The 20,244-nt window shown below is 61.2% G+C and carries 20 protein-coding genes; 9 read left to right on the forward strand and 11 right to left on the reverse strand.

The window, feature by feature from the left end; translation table 11 throughout:
* Positions 1-45: 45 nt before the first annotated feature.
* Complete coding sequence (gene ilvN / locus J3P95_RS21340) at positions 46-537, reverse strand: acetolactate synthase small subunit (protein WP_003176102.1); 492 nt, start codon at positions 535-537, stop codon at positions 46-48.
* Between the two features lie 2 nt (positions 538-539).
* The gene (locus J3P95_RS21345) at positions 540-2,264 is read right to left on the reverse strand and encodes an acetolactate synthase 3 large subunit (RefSeq protein WP_434558648.1); all 1,725 of its coding nucleotides are present in this window, start codon (positions 2,262-2,264) and stop codon (positions 540-542) included.
* A gap of 400 nt (positions 2,265-2,664) precedes the next feature.
* Here J3P95_RS21345 and J3P95_RS21350 point away from each other — a divergent pair, with 400 nt between their 5' ends.
* Complete coding sequence (locus J3P95_RS21350) at positions 2,665-3,087, forward strand: DUF4124 domain-containing protein (RefSeq protein WP_434558649.1); 423 nt, start codon at positions 2,665-2,667, stop codon at positions 3,085-3,087.
* Between the two features lie 6 nt (positions 3,088-3,093).
* On the opposite strand, the gene J3P95_RS21355 is transcribed toward J3P95_RS21350, so the two are convergent.
* The 3 genes from J3P95_RS21355 to mrcB are packed head-to-tail and all read right to left on the reverse strand — an operon-like array spanning position 3,094 to position 6,477.
* Positions 3,094-3,423 carry a YqcC family protein gene (locus tag J3P95_RS21355; protein WP_434558650.1) on the reverse strand — a complete coding sequence of 110 codons (330 nt, stop codon included), beginning with the start codon at positions 3,421-3,423 and terminating at the stop codon, positions 3,094-3,096.
* Positions 3,423-4,142: a hypothetical protein gene (locus J3P95_RS21360; RefSeq protein ID WP_186613142.1), complete on the reverse strand. Its 720-nt coding sequence runs from the start codon at positions 4,140-4,142 to the stop codon at positions 3,423-3,425. The genes J3P95_RS21355 and J3P95_RS21360 overlap by 1 nt, the downstream gene beginning before the upstream one ends.
* Before the next feature lie 16 nt (positions 4,143-4,158).
* The gene (gene mrcB, locus J3P95_RS21365; protein ID WP_186613140.1) at positions 4,159-6,477 is read right to left on the reverse strand and encodes a penicillin-binding protein 1B; all 2,319 of its coding nucleotides are present in this window, start codon (positions 6,475-6,477) and stop codon (positions 4,159-4,161) included.
* 129 nt (positions 6,478-6,606) lie between these two features.
* Here mrcB and J3P95_RS21370 point away from each other — a divergent pair, with 129 nt between their 5' ends.
* The 3 genes from J3P95_RS21370 (at position 6,607) to J3P95_RS21380 (ending at position 9,079) form a co-directional block, all read left to right on the forward strand.
* Positions 6,607-8,163 (forward strand): AAA family ATPase, encoded by a 1,557-nt coding sequence (locus tag J3P95_RS21370; protein WP_434579757.1) that lies wholly within the window; start codon positions 6,607-6,609, stop codon positions 8,161-8,163.
* 91 nt (positions 8,164-8,254) lie between these two features.
* On the forward strand, positions 8,255-8,596 hold the full coding sequence (locus J3P95_RS21375; RefSeq protein WP_434558652.1) for a pentapeptide repeat-containing protein: 342 nt from the start codon (positions 8,255-8,257) through the stop codon (positions 8,594-8,596).
* A gap of 210 nt (positions 8,597-8,806) precedes the next feature.
* Positions 8,807-9,079 carry a TfoX/Sxy family protein gene (locus tag J3P95_RS21380; RefSeq protein WP_434579754.1) on the forward strand — a complete coding sequence of 91 codons (273 nt, stop codon included), beginning with the start codon at positions 8,807-8,809 and terminating at the stop codon, positions 9,077-9,079.
* A 218-nt stretch (positions 9,080-9,297) separates the two neighbouring features.
* On the opposite strand, the gene J3P95_RS21385 is transcribed toward J3P95_RS21380, so the two are convergent.
* The 4 genes from J3P95_RS21385 to J3P95_RS21400 are packed head-to-tail and all read right to left on the reverse strand — an operon-like array spanning position 9,298 to position 12,836.
* Entirely contained in the window at positions 9,298-10,146 is an 849-nt protein-coding gene (locus J3P95_RS21385; protein WP_434558653.1) for a ChaN family lipoprotein, read from the reverse strand.
* A 19-nt stretch (positions 10,147-10,165) separates the two neighbouring features.
* On the reverse strand, positions 10,166-10,933 hold the full coding sequence (locus J3P95_RS21390; RefSeq protein WP_434579752.1) for a heme ABC transporter ATP-binding protein: 768 nt from the start codon (positions 10,931-10,933) through the stop codon (positions 10,166-10,168).
* On the reverse strand, positions 10,933-11,916 hold the full coding sequence (locus J3P95_RS21395) for a FecCD family ABC transporter permease (protein WP_434581158.1): 984 nt from the start codon (positions 11,914-11,916) through the stop codon (positions 10,933-10,935). The genes J3P95_RS21390 and J3P95_RS21395 overlap by 1 nt, the downstream gene beginning before the upstream one ends.
* 50 nt (positions 11,917-11,966) lie before the next feature.
* Positions 11,967-12,836 (reverse strand): heme/hemin ABC transporter substrate-binding protein, encoded by an 870-nt coding sequence (locus tag J3P95_RS21400; RefSeq protein WP_434579750.1) that lies wholly within the window; start codon positions 12,834-12,836, stop codon positions 11,967-11,969.
* Between the two features lie 175 nt (positions 12,837-13,011).
* Here J3P95_RS21400 and J3P95_RS21405 point away from each other — a divergent pair, with 175 nt between their 5' ends.
* Positions 13,012-13,329 (forward strand): Rieske (2Fe-2S) protein, encoded by a 318-nt coding sequence (locus J3P95_RS21405; RefSeq protein WP_434579748.1) that lies wholly within the window; start codon positions 13,012-13,014, stop codon positions 13,327-13,329.
* Here the strand turns inward: J3P95_RS21405 and sfsA are convergent.
* Both sfsA and J3P95_RS21415 read right to left on the reverse strand, forming a co-directional pair.
* Positions 13,285-14,043 carry a DNA/RNA nuclease SfsA gene (sfsA, locus tag J3P95_RS21410; protein ID WP_434558657.1) on the reverse strand — a complete coding sequence of 253 codons (759 nt, stop codon included), beginning with the start codon at positions 14,041-14,043 and terminating at the stop codon, positions 13,285-13,287. The two genes, J3P95_RS21405 and sfsA, sit on opposite strands and share 45 nt — an antisense overlap.
* Complete coding sequence (locus J3P95_RS21415) at positions 14,043-15,215, reverse strand: pyridoxal phosphate-dependent aminotransferase (RefSeq protein WP_434626115.1); 1,173 nt, start codon at positions 15,213-15,215, stop codon at positions 14,043-14,045. Before J3P95_RS21415 ends, sfsA begins: the two co-directional genes overlap by 1 nt.
* 337 nt (positions 15,216-15,552) lie before the next feature.
* Here J3P95_RS21415 and dksA point away from each other — a divergent pair, with 337 nt between their 5' ends.
* The 4 genes from dksA to J3P95_RS21435 all read left to right on the forward strand — a co-directional run bounded on the left by dksA (position 15,553) and on the right by J3P95_RS21435 (position 20,222).
* Positions 15,553-15,996: an RNA polymerase-binding protein DksA gene (gene dksA, locus J3P95_RS21420; RefSeq protein WP_434558659.1), complete on the forward strand. Its 444-nt coding sequence runs from the start codon at positions 15,553-15,555 to the stop codon at positions 15,994-15,996.
* Between the two features lie 149 nt (positions 15,997-16,145).
* Positions 16,146-17,030 (forward strand): tRNA glutamyl-Q(34) synthetase GluQRS, encoded by an 885-nt coding sequence (gene gluQRS, locus J3P95_RS21425; RefSeq protein ID WP_434563931.1) that lies wholly within the window; start codon positions 16,146-16,148, stop codon positions 17,028-17,030.
* Between the two features lie 77 nt (positions 17,031-17,107).
* Positions 17,108-17,284 carry a hypothetical protein gene (locus J3P95_RS21430; protein WP_003176118.1) on the forward strand — a complete coding sequence of 59 codons (177 nt, stop codon included), beginning with the start codon at positions 17,108-17,110 and terminating at the stop codon, positions 17,282-17,284.
* On the forward strand, positions 17,268-20,222 hold the full coding sequence (locus J3P95_RS21435) for a sensor histidine kinase (RefSeq protein WP_434558660.1): 2,955 nt from the start codon (positions 17,268-17,270) through the stop codon (positions 20,220-20,222). The genes J3P95_RS21430 and J3P95_RS21435 overlap by 17 nt, the downstream gene beginning before the upstream one ends.
* Positions 20,223-20,244: the final 22 nt, after the last annotated feature.

Raw genomic sequence — 20,244 nt, forward strand, 5'->3', positions numbered from 1 at the left:
TTTCCCCTATATCCGGCCGTTCAGGCCATTCGCTAATTTGGTTTATTAGATGCTCAGTACTTTGTCGCCACGGGCAATCCCGGTGACGCCACTGCGTACGGTTTCGAGAATCGAGGCAGTGCCGATCGATTGGATGAAGCTGTCGAGCTTGTCGCTGGTACCGGTCAGTTGAACGGTATAGACGCTGGCGCTGACATCGACGATCTGCCCACGATAAATATCGGTAGTACGTTTGATCTCGGCGCGTTGGGCGCCGGTGGCCTTGACCTTGACCAGCATCAGTTCACGCTCGATGTGAGCGCTTTCCGACAGGTCCACCAGCTTGACCACCTCGATCAGCTTGTTCAGGTTCTTGGTGATCTGCTCGATGACCTCATCGTGACCTACGGTGGTCAACGTCAGGCGCGACAAGGTCGGGTCCTCCGTCGGTGCCACGGTCAGGCTTTCGATGTTGTAGTTGCGCTGCGAGAACAGGCCCACAACACGAGACAGCGCACCCGGTTCGTTTTCCAGAAGCAAGGAAATAATGTGTCGCATGATTAGGTACGCTCCGTCTTGCTCAGCCACATATCACGCATGGAGCCGTCTTTGATCTGCATCGGGTAGACGTGCTCGCTGGTATCGACCTTGATGTCGAGGAATACCAGGCGATCCTTCATCGCAAATGCTTCTTCAAGCCCGGATTTCAAATCTTTCAGGTCGGTGATACGGATACCCACGTGACCATAGGCTTCGACCAGCTTGACGAAGTCCGGCAACGATTCCATGTAGGAATGCGAATGACGACTGCCGTAGCTCATGTCCTGCCACTGGCGAACCATTCCCAGCACACCGTTGTTCAGGTTGACGATTTTCACTGGCAAACCGTACTGCAGGCAGGTCGACAGTTCCTGGATATTCATCTGGATGCTGCCTTCGCCCGTGACGCAGGCGACATCGCTGTCCGGAAAGCTCAACTTCACGCCCATGGCCGCCGGGAAGCCGAAGCCCATGGTGCCCAGGCCGCCGGAGTTGATCCAACGGTTGGGTTTGTTGAACTTGTAATATTGCGCCGCGAACATCTGGTGCTGACCCACGTCGGAGGTCACGAAGGCATCGCCATTGGTCACTTCGCACAGGGTCTCGATGACGGTTTGCGGCTTGATCACGCTGCCGTCGCCCTTGTCGTAAGGGAACAGGCCTCGATCGCCACGCCACTCATCAACCTGCTTCCACCAGGCGGCTACGGACTCCTTGTTCGGGGCCTCGCCGATTTCCTTGAGGATGGCGACCATCTCGGTCAGGACGCTCTCTACCGGACCGACAATCGGCACATCTGCCTTGATGGTCTTGGAGATCGACGCCGGGTCGATGTCGATGTGGATGATCTTGGCATTCGGGCAGAATTTCGCCGGGCCGTTGATGACACGGTCATCGAAGCGCGCGCCAACCGCCAGGATCACATCGGCATGGTGCATCGCCAGGTTGGCGGTGTAGCTGCCATGCATGCCGAGCATACCGATGAACTGACGATCGGTGCCCGGGTAGGCGCCAAGCCCCATCAGCGTGTTGGTGACCGGCAGGTTGAGCATCTTTGCCAACTCGGTCAGCGGCGCGGAGCCACCGCCGAGAATTACACCACCACCGGCATAAAGCACGGGGCGCTTGGCCGCCAGGAGCATTTCTGCAGCCTTGCGGATTTGCCCCGAGTGACCACGTACGGCCGGGCTGTAAGAGCGCAGCTTGGCTTTTTTCGGGTAGATGTATTCGAACTTCTCGGCCGGGTTGGTCATGTCTTTCGGCACGTCGACCACGACCGGGCCTGGTCGACCGGACTCGGCCAGGTAGAAAGCTTTCTTCATGACTTCCGGGATTTCCGACGCATGCTTGATCATGAAGCTGTGCTTCACGATTGGCCGGGAGATACCGATCATGTCGGTTTCCTGGAACGCGTCGGTACCCACCATGGTGCTAGGCACCTGGCCGGAAATGATCACCATGGGAATCGAGTCCATGTAGGCCGTGGCAATACCGGTAATAGCGTTCGTGGCGCCAGGGCCGGATGTCACCAGAACCACGCCGGCCTTGCCGGTGGCACGGGCGTAGCCGTCAGCCATGTGGGTGGCCGCTTGCTCATGACGAACCAGGATGTGGGTCACTTCCGGTTCTTTGAACAGGGCATCGTAGACATGAAGAAGAGCACCACCGGGGTACCCGTAGATATACTTGACGCCTTCGTCACGCAAGAAGCGGACGAGCATCTCACCGCCAGATAAAAGCTCCACGTTGTTCACCTCTAAAACGCCAGAATACCGACCCACGAAAAGGGGACGGGTCTTAATAGGTTTACTTCTCGGCAGAGCATGAGCGACGGTGGTCGCCGACTACGTCAGCACTGACTGAGCAAGTATTGGGATCGTCCCAAGTGTTGCGGGCCTTTCCCACCCAGCGCGAGGTAACGCGTTGCGGGTGTAACAGGTCGGCGCGGATGTGCGCCTCATGATCTGCCGAGTGGGTCTGCTTCTGGCAGTCCCTCTACAGCGGACTTTGGATTCTTCTGTTTCGCCCTCTGCAAGTCAAGTCGTCAATGTGCTTTATTGAAGTAAGCACATGAGAACGCAAGAAAAAACCTTTAAACGGCTACTCTGTTAGCTTCAATTGCGCAACCCAGGACAAGGAAACAGCATGCGAATGATGTTATTGATGGCCAGCCTGCTGGTTGGCCTGAGCTCGATGAGCATGGCCGGCCAGATCTATAAATGGGTGGATAACCAAGGCGTTACGCACTTTGGCGCCCAGCCGCCCGAAGGGGTGCAGGCCACGACGGTGGGCAAATCTTCCCCTCCGGCGCCCAAACCACCGGCGCCCGCGTCGGGCGGGGTAATCGGCGACCAGAAAGCCATCGACCAACAGGTGAAACAGCAAGTCGAGGAACAGGAAGCCCAACTCAAGGCGTTCTGCGAGCAAGCCCGGACCAACCTGGCGCAACTGCAGAACAACCCCAGGGTGCGGGAGGACGTGGAAGGCGAAATGCGCCGCCTCACTGATGAAGAACGGCGCCAGCGCATCGATGAGACCCGTACCCAGGTCGAAGAACACTGCCAATAAAGGCAGTCAGCTGGCGTCACTGATCAACTGGTCGAACTGCGCCAACAGTCGCTGCAATTCGACGCCCTGCCCTGGCCGCTGCGCATAGACCATTTCCGCCATGGCCAGGATGCCTGAGGCATTGGGCAGCGGCAGGTCGTTTTCGAGGATAGCCTTCATCCGCGGCAAGAAGATCCATTGCAGCCATTGCTCGAAGTCCAAGGTATCGACCGCGAACGGCTCGACACTCGCCAGCGCCTCGGCCGAGGGGGAAACATCGCTCCACCAACCCTGGACACGCAGTTCACGCTCAATCAGCAGCAATTGATCGGCGATCTGGGGAAAACGCACGTCCATCAGAGTGAAACCTTGGCCTTCTGGCGAGCCAATGCCGCGCCTGCGGAATCGCCTTGCTTCTCGCGAGCCTGGGCAATCAGCTCCCAAAGACTTGCCTGAAGTGCCGGGCGACCGCTGGAGAATGTCAGGCCGCGACGGGCCAGTTGTTCGGCTTGCGGCGCATCACCCTGGGCCATGCGCACCTGCGCCAGTCGATAAAGGACCTGAGGTTCACGCGGCGCTACACGCTGGGCGCGCTCGAGGCTGGAAGAAGCGCCATTGAGGTCACCTCCGGCCTGCTGCTGTTGAGCGGTGGTCAACAGTGCCAACACCGGGCCGTCCAGTTGCTCATCGGCTGACAAACCACCCGAACTGGCCGAAGGAATGCTGCTCGGCGTCGACGGCATGTTGTAGCTGCCCTGGTCGATCGGCGAGGTTTCGATAGGCCCCGGCGTGATAGGGCCTGGGGTAATCGGCGCGCTGCTGATCGGCGCCGAAGTTGTCGCACCGCCACCGGGCACCATCACCACGACACCCGTGTCGCCTTGCGGGATCGCCTGCGTCTGGCCCTGCACTGGCCGCTTCACCGTCGTTTGACGGAAACCACCGTTGGCCGAGACGCGCTCGCTATTGGACACGGCGGTGCCGGAGTCGACTACCGGAATCGAACCGCGTTGTACGGTAGAGCAGCCACTGAGCAAAGCCACGGCGGTTACCGCTGGAATCAACCACTTGTTCACTTGAAACCCTCTTTGCTTAATTCATCCAGTCCTTGACCCAATCCATCACCGATTCGGCGGGATTCTGACCGCCGCATGCTGGGCCGGGCGGCGGTTCGCTGCCGCGAATATACGGCATCTGGACGGCGCCCGGGCAATTGGCGTCGGAACCTTGTCCGGTGCGCGAATCGACCCAGGCCTGGACGATGTTGTCCGGCTGCGGCATATCCAGCGGCAACGGATCGGCCTTGCGCATGAAACTGGTCCACACCTGCAACGCACCGGTGGCGCCGGTGAACGGCGTCTTGCCGTTATCGTCGCGTCCAAGCCAGACCACCGCCAGCAAATCCTGGCTGAACCCGGCGAACCAACTGTCGCGCGAATCGTTACTGGTGCCGGTCTTGCCCGCCAGCGTCAGGGTTCGCGGAAGCACGTTGTAGACCGAGCTGCCGGTGCCTTCACGCATGACGCGCTGCATGGCGCTCTGGATCAGGTAAATGGAAGCAGGATCGAAGCGCTGCTGGACCTGGAACGGATATCGCTTGAGTGGCTCGCCGTCAGCGGTGAGCACACTGCGAATACCGCGCATCGGGGTATTGAAGCCGCCGTTGGCCAGGGTCTGGTACATGGCGGCCACTTCAATCGGAGTCAGGCCGCCGGCCCCCAACAGCATCGATGGGAACGCCGGGAACTCGCGAGTCACCCCCAGGCGCGCCAAGGTCTTGAGCACGTTTGGCACGCCAACTTCCAGCCCGAGCCGAGCGGTCGAGAGGTTGTACGAATGCGCCAGTCCCTGATACAGGAACACCGTTCCGTGGGGACGACGATCATAGTTTTGTGGCGTCCAGACCTGACCGTCCGCGCCCTTGATCGAGAATGACTCGTCGGACAGCCAACTGGTCAGCGTGTATTGGCTCGGTTTTTCCAGGGCGGTCAGATAAACCGCCGGCTTGATCAACGAGCCGATCGGGCGCACGGCGTCCAATGCCCGGTTGAAGCCAGCATAACTGGCCTGTCGGCTGCCGATCATCGCCTGGACTTCGCCGGTTTCCGGGTTGGTCACCACCATGGCGGCTTCGACTTCATCGGAGCCCTTGCGCCCCGCCAATCGCTTGAAGGTATCGTTGACCGAAGCCTCGGCCTTCATCTGCAGGATCGGGTCGAAACTGGTGAAGATCCGCAGGCCTTCTTCGGTCAAGTCTTCGTCACGGTAGTCTTCGCGCAGCTGACGCTTGACCAGGTCCATGAAACCGGGAAACGAGCTGTCCGCCAGGCTGCCGCGCTTGGTCACGCCCAGCGGCATCTTTTTCGCTGCCTCGACCTGCTCGGCTGTCGCCACGCCTTGTTGCTGCAACAGGTCGAGCACCAGGTTGCGTCGCTCGAGGGCACGTTCCGGATTGCGACGCGGGTTGTAGGAAGATGGCCCCTTGACCATGCCGACCAGCAACGCCACCTGGTGCAGCTTGAGCTCGGACAGCGGCTGGCTGAAGAAGAACTGGCTGGCCAGGCCGAAACCGTGCACCGCGCGCTGGCCGTCCTGGCCGACGAACACTTCATTGAGGTAAGCCTCGAGAATTTCCGGCTTGCTGTAGTGCAGCTCCAGCAACAGCGCCATCATGGCTTCGGTCAGCTTTCGGGTCAGGCTGCGCTCGTTGGTCAGGTAGAAGTTCTTGACCAGCTGTTGCGTCAGCGTACTACCGCCCTGGCGCATGTGGCCGGCGGACGTATTGACCCAGACAGCCCGCGCAATCGACTTGGGCGATACGCCAAAGTGATGATAGAAATCCCGGTCCTCGACAGCGATCAGGGTCTCGAGCAAGAACGGCGGCACCTGGTCGATCTTGATCAGGATCCGGTCTTCGAGGTTCTTGGGGTACAAGCCGCCAATCAATAGCGGCTCAAGGCGCACCACGGACAGCTTGGCGTTGTTGGCGCCGGTCAACGCCGCCACGTAGTCGCCGGAGAAGCGCACCCGCACTGGTTGCGCCTGCTCCATCCCTTCATAAAACTGGAAGCCGCGAGTGTTGAGGTCGACGGTATTGCCATTGATCGAGGCCGCGCCCGGGCCATTGGCAACGCTTTCACGGCGATAACCCAAAGCATCAAGTTCGGTCAGGAAATCATCCCGGCTCAGCTTTTGTCCGACAAACAGCTCCAGCGGCCGAGCGTAGACCTTGGCCGGTATGGTCCAGCGCTTGCCGGAGAATTTCTCCTGGACCACGGCGTCAAGGTAAACGGCAAAACCGGCGAGCACGACGAGGCCCACCAGGCCGAGTTTAAGGGCCCAGCCCAGCCAAGGCCGCAAGCGGCTGGCGGGTGGTTTTTTAGGGGTGCGGGGGGATCGGGTACGAGTCATGGCGGCGGATTATACGCACTTTGCTGCGCTTCAACATGAGCCCAACCACACAGGTCATCCGGTTTGCGTTAGCGCCGCTTGCCGCCATAATGACGGCCTTGAATTTTTCCAGACTCTGAAGGATCGCCCGTGAGCCAATCACTGATCGTTGCCCTGCAAAACCCCGCCCTTTTCACGCATCCCGTCGAAGGGTTCCAGGTCATCGAGACCCATATTTCCTGGGTATTGCTCACGGGGCCCTACGCTTACAAATTCAAGAAGCCGGTCAACTTCGGCTTCCTTGATTTCACCAGCCTCGAGGCACGCAAGCATTTCTGTGACGAAGAGTTGCGCCTGAACCAGCGCTTGACCCAGGATCTGTACCTGGAAGTGCTGCCTATTACCGGCAGCGCCGAAGCGCCAAGCCTGGGCGGTGACGGCCCGGCCATCGAATACGCCCTGAAGATGCGTCAGTTCCCACAGAGTCAATTGCTCAGCACGCTGCAGGCCAACGGCGAGCTGACCACTGCGCATATCGACGAAATGGCCGCGCAGATTGCCCAGTTCCACCTCTCGACGCCCAAGGTGCCCACCGATAACGCCGCAGGTACACCGGACAGCGTCATGGCGCCGGTGCGACAGAACTTCGAACAGATCCGTCCATTCCTCAGCGACAAGGCAGACCTGCTGCAACTTGAAGCCCTGCAAGCCTGGGCCGAAAGCAGCTTCGAACGCCTCAAGCCGCTGCTGGCACAGCGCAAGGCCGAAGGCTTCACCCGTGAATGCCACGGCGACATCCATCTGGGCAACATCACCCTGATCGACAGCAACGTGGTGATTTTCGATTGCATCGAATTCAACGAGCCATTCCGCTTCACTGACGTCTACGCCGACACCGCCTTCCTGGCGATGGACTTGGAAGACCGGGGCCTCAAGTCGTTGGCGCGGCGGTTCGTCAGCCAGTATCTGGAACTGACAGGCGATTACCGGGGCCTGGAGCTGCTCAACTTCTATAAAGCCTACCGCGCCCTGGTCCGCGCCAAGGTCGCGCTGTTCAGCATGCCCGCCGAAGCCGACCCGGTACAACGCGCAACCACCCTGCGCCAATACCGCAACTACGCCAACCTGGCCGAAAGCTACAGCACCATTCCATCGCGCTTCCTTGCGATTACCCACGGCATTTCGGCCGTCGGTAAAAGCCACGTTGCAATGCGCCTGGTAGAGGCTCTGGGTGCGATTCGCCTGCGCTCGGACGTGGAGCGCAAGCGCCTGTTCGGTGAGCAGCAAGTACCGAACGACCCACAAGCCGGCATTTATAGCAGCGATGCCAGCGGCGCCACGTACAACCGCCTGCATGAAATTGCCGATTCGATCCTGCACGCCGGTTTCCCGGTGGTGATCGACGCCACCTACCTCAAGCATGATCAGCGCGACGCCGCAGCCAAAATCGCCGAAGGCACGGGCGCGCCGTTCCTGATCCTCGATTGCGACGCGCCGCAAGCGGTGATCGAAAGCAGGCTCGCCCAGCGCCAAGCCGACCAGAATGATCCATCCGACGCAAACCTTGGCGTCATCGCCTCCCAGCAGGCCAGCCGCGAAGCCCTGACGCCAGCTGAAATCCTCTGCAGCAAACGGGTCCAAACCAACGAAAGTGGTACCTTGGATGTCGTGGTTGCGCAGATTCGCCAACGCTTGCCGGGTCTGTAAGCAACTATTTCAGCCGTGAAGCGACGCCCGGCTTCACGGCTATCAAGTGATGGCACTATACTGGCGTCATAAAACCATCAGGTGATCTGACATGAGTCATCCCAAGCTTCTCGACACCCCGCTTTATGCCTTGCTGCGTAAGGATGATATTGCCGGCTTCAACAGTGAACGTCCTCAAGGCCCGGTGGACATGCGCGGCGGCGATTTTCGCGGCCTCGACCTGCGGGAACTGAACGCAGACGACGTGGATTTCACTGACGCCTACTTCCGCTCCGCCGATTTGCGCGGCATCGACTTTCGCAAGTCGTCACTTGAAGGGGCGAGCCTCGCTCACGCGCAGATTTCCGGTGCCTACTTTCCGCCCGAGCTGTCCGCCGACGAGATCCTGATGTCGATGAATTTCGGCACGCGCCTGCGCTACCGCACCCGCTGAACTAGCGGCACCCCGTGCCCTAGCAAGAAACAATCTCCAGCGCTCCCGCCCGCGCTGGAGGATGGCTTTTGCCGTCATCCTGACCATCGTGCGTAATGCATTAGAAGCTTTTGCGCCGCATCCCACCAAAGAATCACGCTTTTCCTACTGAGCGCTACACTCCTGAGAAGCTTGCCCACTGCACCAGTCGGCCGTTCGCAAGGAGGCTCGATGAATGACGAACTGCAACATCTAAAGAACCTGGGCAAGACATCAGCCCAGTGGCTGCACGCCGCCGGCATTCACAGCGCCTCGGACCTACGTCGGCTCGGTGCGGTGGACGCCTATCGCGCCGTTCGCACTCGCGGCTTTCGCGCTTCCAAAGTATTGCTGTACGCCATCGAGGGCGCGCTGATGGACGTGCATTGGAACGATATTCCCCCTGAGCGCAAGGAAGCCCTTAATAAACAGCTGGACGCCCTGGCGGCGCGCCACAAAGCCTGACCATTTTTGTACCCATGCGCAGTGTTGCAGCCAAAGATTTCGAGAAATCGGAAAACAGTGTTTGACATGGTAATGAGAATCGCTATGATTAGCACATCCGGTCGCGAGACTGGTCGATATTTGAACAGCCCTTGGTTCGGACTCTCAGATATCTCCTCATCAGGCTAATCACGGTTATTTGACCCGGCTTTTGCCGGGTCTTTTTTTGCCCGCAAGAATCACTTTTCCTGCTGTTCGCGCATCTGAGCGCAGTAATCCTGAGGGGGCGTAGCCGGGGTGTACCACACGTAATCCGCCATGGCCGCCGTGACCTCACTACCCTCCTCGGCCAGCATCAGGACGACGGGGGCGTCGCTGCCCCCCAGATCAAGCACATGCAACGGCACGCCGACATCCCTTCTGGCGTGCCAGGCGCCAGTGAGCAACAACGCCGGTGTCGGCGCCTCAAGCAATCGCTCGGCCATGCGCCGGTCACGCTGCTGCTGGACAGCCAACATCGCCGGCATTTGCGATTCCGGCAGCAGGTCACAGTGGGATTCGCGGATTTGCTCCAGCAGCACGGTTCTCACAGCGGCCGTATTGGCATGAACACCGCTCAAGGCGGGAGCCCGGCGATAGACCTGTCGGATTTCATCGTTATCAAGATTGGCAGCCAATACCGGATAAGGCTGCGCCAGGGCGAACTCGACGACTGGCCCATACAGGCTCCAATCCCAACCCGGCGACCAATCCAGTGCCTCGGGCAGATCCTCAGGCAAGGCCGGTAACCGGCGAACCGCGTCCACCCGCGGCTGCTGGCGCGGCGTGAGCATTTCCAAGAGCAAGCTGCCTTGGGCACGCTGGTCGGCCAAGGCCTTGAGCAACCAACCTTGCAGCGCATGGTGGTCACGATTGTCGTGCTGCTCCCCCAGCACCACCCGATGAGCCACTGCCAGCCGTTCAACCAGCATTTGTGGTGTGACGAATTGGTCGTTTTGCAAATCGCGGATCCGCCCGTCAACCGCTGGCGGTGCAACCGTTTGACACGCCGCCAACAGACTCAAAGCCAGGACAAGCAACAGGCGCATCGGCGTTCTCCAGGTAACCTCAGCGGGCAATGATCAATGGATGCCCGCGCTCAGGATGAGATTGCACCAACACGTCCAGGCCAAACACCGCTTTGAGCGGCTCCGGGCGCAGCACGTGCCGGGGCGTGTCCAGGGCCACCGGACGGCCCGAGGCGAGCAGTAACAGGCGATCACAGTAGCGCGCCGCCAGGTTCAGGTCATGCAGGATGACCAACACCGCCGCGCCGCGACCGGCAAACTCACGCACCGCTTGCAAGATGGTGTGCTGATGCAGCGGATCGAGCATCGAGGTCGGTTCGTCCAGCAACAAGGTCTGCCCCGCTTCTCCTGGCCATAACTGCGCCAGCACGCGCGCCAGGTGCACCCGCTGGCGCTCGCCGCCAGACAGGTTCAGGTAGTTGCGGCCTTGCAAATGCGCAGCGTCGGCGGCCTGCAATGCCGACTCGACGATTTGCGCGTCACGCACCTGGCCGCTCTGATGAGGCAGGCGCCCCATGCCGACCACTTCTTCTACACGGAACGCAAAATCCAGCGTCGAGGACTGTGGCAACACGGCCAGGCGCCGGGCACGCTCGGTACCGTCCCATTGGGCCAAAGGCCGGTCATCCAGCCAAACCTGTCCCTGGGCCGGGCGCAACTCGCCGCAGAGCCCGGCGAGCAAAGTGCTTTTACCCGCACCGTTGGGGCCGAGCACGCCCAGCACCTGGCCGGGAATGAGTTCCAGGTCGACCTGCGCCAATACCGTTTGCCGACCACGATGAATGTGCAAGTCCTGCGCTCGCAACATCAGGCGCGCCCTCGCAACAGGAGATAAAGAAAGAACGGCGCCCCTATGAAAGCCGTGACGATGCCAATCGGCAACTCCGCGGGAGATAACGCCAGGCGCGCCACGAGGTCGGCAAACAACAGCAGGCTCGCGCCGGCCAGCACAGAGGCGGGTAACAGGATGCGATGGTCGGGCCCGGCCATCAGCCGCACCAGATGCGGCACCACCAACCCGACAAAGCCGATCATTCCAGCCGCCGCGACCGCTGCCCCAACGCCCAATGCCGTGCAGAACACCAACTCCCGCTTGAGCCGTTCGACATCAATGCCCAGGTGCGCGGCTTCAGACTCGCCGAGCAGCAATGCATTGAGCGCCCGCGCTCGACGTGGCAACCAGATCGCCACGCCCGCGCTGACCAGCAGCAAAGGCCATAACCGCGCATAGCTGGCCCCGTTCAAGCTGCCCAGGTTCCAGAATGTCAGGGTCCGCAACGTCGCATCGTCCGCCAGGTAAGTGAACAAGCCGACCGCCGAGCCGGACAGCGCGGTCAGGGCAATACCCGCCAGAAGCATGGTGGCGACATGCGTCTGGCCGTTGCGCCGACCAAGGCGATAGACCAGTGCCGTCACCCCGAGGCCGCCAATAAACGCAAACAACGACAACACGTAGGGCCCCAACGCTTCGGGCAACCCACCCAGCGCCGAGCCACCGACAATCGCAAAAGCGGCACCCAGCGCTGCGCCGCTGGATACGCCCACCAGCCCCGGATCGGCCAGGGGATTGCGAAACAGCCCTTGCATCGCCACGCCGGAAAGCGCCAATACGCCGCCAACCGCCAGCCCCAGCAAGGTGCGCGGCAGGCGAATCTGGCCAAGGATCAGCTCGGCCTGCTCCAGCCCATCGGCGTCAACCGGCAGTCCCAACAGGCGCAAGGCGACACGCGCGGTATCGAACAGGGGCAAGCTCACCGGCCCCAAGGCCAGGGACAGCCAGATCGCCAACAGACACAGCAGTCCCAGGCCGATGAACAACGCGCGCGGCTTGAGCAATGTCGTCATGGCTTCTTGGCCGGGTAGAACCCGTTCGTCAACGCCTCCAGGCTTTGCGGCAATCTCGGGCCTAATCCGCCGACCAGCAGCGTAGGATCCAGCGCCATGACGCGCCCGTCTTTGGCGGCCCGGGTCGAAGATAGGATTGGGTTTTCCTTGAACAGCGCCACGCGGGCTTCTTCTCCGCTCAAGGCACGATCAGCGAACACCAGCACTTCAGGATTCAGGCTGGCCAAGGTTTCCAGGGAGAAAGGTTTGTAACCGCTGTGGGTCGCCAGGTTCTGACCGCCGGCCTGTTGCAGCAGCCAATCGGCGGCGGTGTCCTTGCCAGCGATCAGCGTCTTGCCGCCAGCATTGCCCACCAGCAGCAATACGCCCGGCGACTTTTGCTTGAGCCGGGCTTCGTTTAACCGGGCGCCGTGCTCGGCGAGTTGCTGTTCATAACCCTCGAACAAGGCCGCGGCCTTGGCCTCGGCGCCCAATAATTGTCCCAAGTGCCGCAAATTGGCTTGCAGCGCCGCCAGGCTCGGCGCCGCCGAGAACAGTTCGACTTGCACACCCGCGCTGCGGATTTGCGCCAGCACCGGAGGCGGCCCCATTTCTTCAGTACCCACCAGGATCTGCGGACGCAAGCTCAGCACGCCCTCCGCCGAGAGCTGTCGCTGATAGCCAATACTGGGAAGCGCCCGCAACGATTCGGGATGTTGGCTGGTGGTGTCCACCCCCACCAGTTTCGATTCCCCGCCGAGCGCACTGACCCACTCCGACAAGGCACCGCCAGCGCTTACCCAGCGTTGCGGCAGATCGGCAGCCAGCGCTTGCTGGCTGGCGAGCAGGACGAGACAGAGCGCAGCAACGCGAACATTCAGGCGCATCAGGCAGCTTCCTCAAGGATGTTTTTCGCAGGGCTGAACATGGAACCCTTCGGACCCAGTATCCTGTCACCTGCGAAGGAGGCGCCATTTGATAATTGTTTTCATTTGACCGTCAAGCGCGGACACTTCCCGACACATCCAAATCGAGCGAGCCCGCTCACCGTTCGAGAACGCCATGAAATTTCTGTGTGCCGCCGCCGAGCTGCCCGACAACGGCAGTCGCGGCTTCGACATCGAGGGGCGCAAGCTGCTGGCCGTGCGCCGTGCGGGCCAGGCCTACGTCTATTTGAATCGATGCCCGCATCGCGGCGTGCCATTGGAATGGCAACCCGACCAGTTCCTCGACGCCAGCGCCAGCCTGATCCAATGCGCTACCCATGGCGCGCTGTTTCTGATCGAAAGCGGCGAATGCGTCGCGGGGCCCTGTGCAGGCCAATTCCTCGCGGCGCTAGAAAGTCGGGAGGACAATCAAGGCCTCTGGGTCGACCTGTAGCGGTTCCAACAGCACCGGAAGCCGGCAATCCACCCACATCTGCTGCGGCGTCAAGGTCACGCCATAAGCCAGTACTTCCACCCCTGCTGCCACCGCCTCGCGCAACGCGGCGGCATAGACAGGATCGATTTCCTGCGCCGGGCGCACCGCGTCGATGCCGCTCAGGTTCACGCAATACAACTGCACGGCGCGCACGCCTTGCCGGGCCAGACAGGCAAGCTCCCTCAGGTGCTTGGCTCCGCGCAGTGTCACCGCATCGGGAAACGCCGCCACGTTTGTACCGTCGAAACCCAGGGTGACGCTCTTGACCTCGACCCAGGCCGAGCTGTGATCAGCGTAGTCCAGTCGAAAGTCGATACGACTGTTTTCCACGCCGTAGGCGACTTCCCGCTTCAACCCGGTAAAACCGTTCAGTTCGCGGATGACACCGGCGCGCAGCGCTTCCTCGATCAGGGCGTTGGCCCGCGCCGTATTAATGCAGGCCAACCGTCCCTGTGGGGTTTCGCCGATCTCCCAGGTGCCGGGCAACTTGCGCTTGGGATCGCTGGAGCGGCTGAACCAGACGCGCGCACCCTCGGCCATGCAATTGAGCATCGAACCGGTGTTAGGGCAGTGAATCGTCATCACTTCGCCGTGAACGGTCTCGATATCGGCCAAAAAACGCTTGTAACGTCGAATCAGCCGCCCCTCTTCCAAATCAGGAGAGAAACGCATCAGCCTTGCCAGCTCCGTAATCCACGTCCAATTCGCTCCACTGCTTCCTGAAGCCGCGGCAGGCTTTGGGTATAAGCGAAACGCACATGGTGGCCGGCCTGATGGCGACCGAAATCCAGTCCCGGCGTGAACGCCACGTGTTCGGTTTCAAGAAAATGCTGGCAGAACGCAAAGGCATCGCCGCCGAATGCACTGATGTCGGCGTACAGGTAAAACGCGCCCTGGGGCTCGACCGCAATGCCGAACCCCAACTCACGCAAGGCGGGCAGCAGGAAGTCGCGGCGCCGCGCGAACTCGGCCCGACGCTGCTCGAAAATCTCGATGGTTGCCGGCTCGAAGCAGGCCAGAGCCGCGTACTGGGCCATGCTCGGCGCACTGATGTAGAGGTTCTGCGCGAGTTTCTCCAGCTCACCGACAGCGGCCGAAGGAGCCACCAGCCAACCGAGCCGCCAACCGGTCATGCCGAAATACTTGGAAAAACTATTGAGGACGAATGCATCATCATCGACTTCCAGCACGCTGGCGGCATCGGTGCCGTAGGTCAGGCCGTGATAGATCTCATCCACCACCAGATGGCCGTTGCGCGCCTTGATGGTCTTCGACAGACCGCCCATTTCATCGCGACTGAGGATCGTCCCGGTCGGATTGGCCGGCGATGCCACCAATGCCCCCACGCTGTTCTGGTCCCAATGGCGATCCACCAGGTCCGGGGTCAACTGATAGCGCACGTCCGGCCCTACCGGCACCAGTTGCGCCGCGCCTTCGATCAAGCGCAGGAAGTGGCGGTTGCACGGATAGCCCGGGTCGGCCAACAGCCAATGCTTGCCTGGATCCACCAGCAAGGCGCTGGTCAGCAGCAACGCGCCAGAACCTCCCGGGGTGACCAGGACGCGCCGGGCATCGATGTCCACGCCGTAGCGCTGAGCATAAAAACCGGCGATCGCCTCGCGCAGTTCGGGAATGCCGCGCGCAGCGGTGTAACGGGTCTTGCCCGCTGACAGGGCGGCCTGGCCGGCACGGATGATCGGCTCGGCGGTGGTGAAGTCCGGCTCGCCGATTTCCAAGTGAATGACATCGTGCCCGGCGGCCTGCAATTCGTTGGCGCGCGCCAGCAGCGCCATGACATGGAAAGGTTCGATGGCACGGCTGCGTGCACTGTAGGGCTGGGCCATTAGCCTTCCTTCGCCTGAAAAGAACCGATTCTACCCAACTCCGGAACCGGTGCGGGAACGAGCGCGAATCGAAAGCGGTCCTAGCCCGTAGATCGCTGGAAATGGTTCCGGCGATTGGCCCAGGCTTGACTAGAATCAAGCATTGAGCAGGATTGCATCCCCACCGACGCGAACCCGGCCACGTTTTACAGGGCCCGGCCGCTGCAGGCTCGACAACCGGGAGTAGCGCGGCCCGATTTGATCTGGTAAGTTCGCCCGCTTGCAGCCGCAGGGCCGGCAGGTGTCGGTGATGGAGCAATCCTGCGTAGTGGATTACAAGAGTAGAGGCGGTCCATTCATGCCCACCCAAGCAAAGCAGAATCAAAATCAGTCGCTCAGCGGGTTTGAGCCGTATATCCCACAACCGGGCGAAGAGTACATGGGCGCCCCGATGCGCGCGCACTTCACCAAGATCCTGAATAAGTGGAAACAGGACTTGATGCAGGAAGTCGACCGCACCGTGGACCATATGAAGGACGACGCTGCCAACTTCCCCGACCCGGCCGACCGTGCCAGCCAGGAAGAAGAATTCAGCCTCGAACTGCGTGCCCGTGACCGTGAACGCAAGCTGATCAAGAAAATCGACAAGACGTTGCAATTGATCGAAGACGAAGAGTATGGCTGGTGCGAGTCGTGCGGCGTCGAGATCGGCGTCAAGCGACTGGAAGCACGTCCGACCGCTGACATGTGCGTCGACTGCAAGACCCTAGCGGAAATCAAGGAAAAACAGGTCGGCAAATAATCGCCGGGGCTGTCATTGAAACGGAGCGTTCATACGCTCCGTTTTTTGTTTCCGACGTTTCGCCAGCAGGCAAAACCCGGTCGGGGACAATCAGATCGCAAAATGTGTATTTCTACCGGCTTGGACTCAGTAACCTGCGCCCTATGACCATTACCGCCTCCTATATCGGGCGCTTCGCCCCCACCCCAAGCGGCCACCTGCATTTCGGCTCGCTGGTCGCCGCGCTGGCCTCGTACCTCGACGCCCGGGCGGTGGGCGGGCGCTGGTTGTTGCGCATGGAGGACCTTGATCCGCCAAGGGAAGAACCCGGCGCGCAAGTGGCAATCCTCAAGGCGCTGGAAAGCTACGGCTTTGAATGGGACGGCGAAATGGTGCGCCAGAGCGACCGCCATGAAACCTACCAGCAGGTTATCGATCGTTTGTTCAGCCAAGGCCTGGCCTACGCCTGTACCTGTTCGCGCAAGCAACTGGAACCGTATCAAGGCATTTACCCGGGCCTTTGCCGTAACGCCGGCCACGATACCGAGGACGCGGCCATCCGCCTGCGCGTCCCCGAGCTCGAATATCATTTCATCGACCGGGTCCAGGGCGAGTTCCGCCAGCACCTGGGTCGCGAAGCCGGTGACTTCGTGATCCGCCGTCGCGACGGACTCTATGCCTACCAGTTGGCCGTGGTGCTGGACGATGCCTGGCAGGGGGTCACCGATATCGTGCGGGGCGCCGATCTGCTGGACTCCACGCCGCGCCAGCTCTACCTGCAAGAGCTGCTCGGATTGCCGCAACCGCGCTACCTGCACGTGCCGTTGATTACCCAGCCGGACGGGCACAAGCTCGGCAAAAGCTACCGCTCGCCACCGCTGGCCGCCGATCAGGCCGCGCCGCTGCTGTTGCGAGCATTAAGGGCGCTGGGCCAACAACCGCCTTGCGAGATGGACGACGCCAACCCTCGGGAGCTGCTGGATTGGGGCTCGCGTCACTGGGATGCGACGCTGATCCCACGCACGCTGACCTTGCCCGAAGCGCAAATACGTTGACGGCCCTTGCAGCTTGGCGCCCATCCGTTACCATCGCCGCACGTTTTCGGGCACGCGCATAAACAAGAGAGGCCGGGATGTACATCTATCGCTTGGTCCTGCTCCTGGTAGTGGGGATCTACCTGTTCTCCCCGGCCATCATGGATTGGTGGATCGACGCCACGGGCGCCTGGTATCGGCCGTATCTGCTCTGGCTGATCCTGATCGTCGTGACCTTCATCCTGCAGAGCCAAAAAGATGCCGATGAGCTTTAGCCTGACCCAGATGATCCTGATCAGCGCCGCCTACCTGGCGGTGCTGTTCGGCGTGGCCTGGATCAGCGAACGAGGCATGATCCCCCGGGCAATCATCCGCCATCCGCTGACCTACACCCTGTCGCTGGGCGTGTATGCCAGCGCTTGGGCGTTCTATGGCACGGTTGGCCTGGCCTATCAGTACGGCTACGGTTTTCTGTCCAGCTACCTCGGGGTCTCCGGTGCGTTCCTGCTGGCACCGGTGCTGCTTTATCCGATCCTGAAAATCACCCGCACCTACCAGCTCTCATCGCTGGCCGACCTGTTCGCCTTTCGTTTCCGCAGCACCTGGGCCGGCGCACTGACCACCATTTTCATGCTGGTCGGCGTCTTGCCGCTGCTGGCCCTGCAAATGCAGGCCGTGGCTGACTCAATCAGTATCCTGACCCGCGAACCGGTGCAGCATCGCGTGGCGTTGAGCTTCTGCGTCCTGATCATCCTGTTCACGATCTTCTTCGGCTCCCGGCACATCGCTACCCGGGAAAAGCACGAAGGCCTGGTGTTCGCGATCGCCTTTGAGTCGGTGATCAAGCTGATCGCCATCGGCGGTGTCGGCCTCTATGCCTTGTATGGTGTGTTCGACGGTCCGCAGCAGCTTGAGCTCTGGCTGCTGCAGAACCAGACCGCCCTCGCCGCCTTGCACACGCCCTTGCAAGAAGGCCCATGGCGCACACTGCTGCTGGTGTTCTTCGCTTCGGCGATCGTGATGCCGCACATGTACCACATGACCTTTACCGAAAACCTCAACCCGCGCTCGCTGGTCAGCGCAAGCTGGGGCCTGCCGCTGTTCCTCCTGTTGATGAGCCTGGCCGTGCCGCTGATTCTCTGGGCCGGGCTGAAGCTGGGCGCCAGTACCAACCCGGAATACTTCACCCTGGGCATCGGCATCGCCGCCAACAACAAGGCCTTGGCCTTGCTGGCCTATATAGGCGGCCTGTCGGCGGCCAGCGGATTGATCATCGTGACCACGCTGGCGCTGTCGGGCATGGCCCTCAATCATCTGGTGCTGCCGCTGTACCAGCCGCCAGCGGAGGGAAATATCTACCGCTGGCTGAAATGGACTCGTCGGGCGTTGATCGTCGCGATCATCATGGCTGGCTACGGCTTCTACCTGATGCTGGGCGACGGGCAGGACCTGGCTAACCTGGGCATCGTCGCGTTCGTCGCAACCTTGCAGTTCCTGCCAGGCGTACTGTCGGTGCTGTATTGGCCAACCGCCAACCGTCGAGGCTTTATCGCCGGGCTGTTGGCGGGGATCCTGGTTTGGCTGGTCGCCATGCTGTTGCCGCTGCTCGGCAACCTGCAAGGTTTCTATATTCCGCTGCTGAACATGATCTACGTGCTCGACGACACCAGCTGGCACATGGCAGCCATCGCCTCGCTGGCGGCGAACGTGCTGATGTTTACCTTGATTTCACTGTTCACCAACGCCAGCAGTGAAGAAGCCAGCGCCGCCGAAGCCTGCGCGGTGGATAACGTGCGCCGCCCGCAACGCCGCGAATTGCATGCCGCCTCACCCCAGGAGTTCGCCACGCAACTGGCCAAGCCCCTGGGCGCCAAGGCCGCGCAAAAGGAAGTCGAACAGGCCCTGCGCGACCTTTACCTGCCATTCGATGAACGCCGCCCCTACGCCTTGCGCCGCTTGCGCGATCGGATCGAAGCCAACCTGTCCGGCCTGATGGGCCCCAGCGTGGCCCAGGACATGGTCGAGACCTTCCTGCCTTATAAGGCGGGCGGCGAAAACTACGTGACCGAAGACATCCACTTCATCGAAAGCCGCCTCGAGGACTACCATTCGCGCCTCACCGGCCTGGCTGCCGAACTGGATGCCCTGCGCCGCTATCACCGCCAGACCCTGCAGGAGCTGCCGATGGGCGTCTGCTCCTTGGCCAAGGATCAGGAGATCCTCATGTGGAACAGGGCCATGGAAGAGCTGACCGGAATCGCCGCCCAGCGCGTGGTCGGCTCGCGCTTGAGCACCTTGGGCGAGCCGTGGAAAGGCCTGCTGCAAGGCTTCATCGACCTGCCCGACGAACACCTGCATAAACAACACCTGGCGCTCGACGGCCAGACCCGTTGGCTCAATTTGCACAAGGCAGCCATCGACGAGCCGTTGGCGCCCGGTAACAGCGGTTTGGTGCTGCTGGTTGAAGACCTGACCGACACCCAGATGCTCGAAGACAAGCTGGTCCACTCCGAGCGGCTGGCCAGCATCGGTCGACTGGCCGCCGGCGTCGCCCACGAAATCGGCAATCCGATCACTGGCATCGCCTGCCTGGCCCAGAACCTGCGCGAAGAGCGCGAGGACGACGGCGAACTGACGGAAATCAGCGGGCAGATCCTTGAGCAGACCAAGCGGGTCTCGCGCATCGTCCAGTCCTTGATGAGTTTCGCCCATGCCGGCGGCCACCAGCACAACGACGAACCGGTCTGCCTGGCCGAAGTGGCCCAGGACGCCATCGGCCTGCTGGCGCTCAACCGACGCAATTTCGAAGTCCAGTTTTTCAACCTGTGCGATCCGGATCATTGGGTCGATGGCGATCCTCAGCGGCTCGCCCAGGTGCTGATCAACCTGTTGTCCAACGCGCGCGACGCTTCACCGGCCGGCAGTGCGGTGCGCGTCAAGAGCGAAGCTTTCGAACATACGGTCGACCTGATCGTCGAAGACGAAGGCAGCGGTATCCCACAGAACATCATGGATCGATTGTTCGAACCTTTCTTCACCACCAAGGATCCTGGCGAGGGCACCGGTCTGGGCCTCGCACTGGTCTATTCCATCGTTGAAGAGCATTATGGACAAATCACCATCGACAGCCCGGCCGATGTTCAGAGCCAGCGCGGCACCCGTATCCGGGTAACCTTGCCACGTCATGTCGAAGCGACGTCCGCTGTGAACTGAGACCGTCGAGAGAATCGAATCA

The sequence above is a fragment of the Pseudomonas sp. Z5-35 genome, from assembly GCF_051131945.1.
GTDB classification, from domain to species: domain Bacteria; phylum Pseudomonadota; class Gammaproteobacteria; order Pseudomonadales; family Pseudomonadaceae; genus Aquipseudomonas; species Aquipseudomonas marvdashtae.

What these genes read in the sequence shown, in the direction of transcription:
- J3P95_RS21385 (WP_434558653.1), bottom strand. Translation starts at nt 10,146, where the DNA reads ATGCGCCTGTTGCTTGTCCTGGCTTTGAGTCTGTTGGCGGCGTGTCAA.
- dksA (WP_434558659.1), top strand. Translation starts at nt 15,553, where the DNA reads ATGCCCACCCAAGCAAAGCAGAATCAAAATCAGTCGCTCAGCGGGTTT.
- mrcB (WP_186613140.1), bottom strand. Translation starts at nt 6,477, where the DNA reads ATGACTCGTACCCGATCCCCCCGCACCCCTAAAAAACCACCCGCCAGC.
- J3P95_RS21380 (WP_434579754.1), top strand. Translation starts at nt 8,807, where the DNA reads ATGAATGACGAACTGCAACATCTAAAGAACCTGGGCAAGACATCAGCC.
- sfsA (WP_434558657.1), bottom strand. Translation starts at nt 14,043, where the DNA reads ATGCGTTTCTCTCCTGATTTGGAAGAGGGGCGGCTGATTCGACGTTAC.
- J3P95_RS21400 (WP_434579750.1), bottom strand. Translation starts at nt 12,836, where the DNA reads ATGCGCCTGAATGTTCGCGTTGCTGCGCTCTGTCTCGTCCTGCTCGCC.
- J3P95_RS21405 (WP_434579748.1), top strand. Translation starts at nt 13,012, where the DNA reads ATGAAATTTCTGTGTGCCGCCGCCGAGCTGCCCGACAACGGCAGTCGC.
- J3P95_RS21355 (WP_434558650.1), bottom strand. Translation starts at nt 3,423, where the DNA reads ATGGACGTGCGTTTTCCCCAGATCGCCGATCAATTGCTGCTGATTGAG.
- J3P95_RS21375 (WP_434558652.1), top strand. Translation starts at nt 8,255, where the DNA reads ATGAGTCATCCCAAGCTTCTCGACACCCCGCTTTATGCCTTGCTGCGT.
- J3P95_RS21435 (WP_434558660.1), top strand. Translation starts at nt 17,268, where the DNA reads ATGCCGATGAGCTTTAGCCTGACCCAGATGATCCTGATCAGCGCCGCC.
- J3P95_RS21430 (WP_003176118.1), top strand. Translation starts at nt 17,108, where the DNA reads ATGTACATCTATCGCTTGGTCCTGCTCCTGGTAGTGGGGATCTACCTG.
- J3P95_RS21415 (WP_434626115.1), bottom strand. Translation starts at nt 15,215, where the DNA reads ATGGCCCAGCCCTACAGTGCACGCAGCCGTGCCATCGAACCTTTCCAT.
- J3P95_RS21390 (WP_434579752.1), bottom strand. Translation starts at nt 10,933, where the DNA reads ATGTTGCGAGCGCAGGACTTGCACATTCATCGTGGTCGGCAAACGGTA.
- ilvN (WP_003176102.1), bottom strand. Translation starts at nt 537, where the DNA reads ATGCGACACATTATTTCCTTGCTTCTGGAAAACGAACCGGGTGCGCTG.
- J3P95_RS21350 (WP_434558649.1), top strand. Translation starts at nt 2,665, where the DNA reads ATGCGAATGATGTTATTGATGGCCAGCCTGCTGGTTGGCCTGAGCTCG.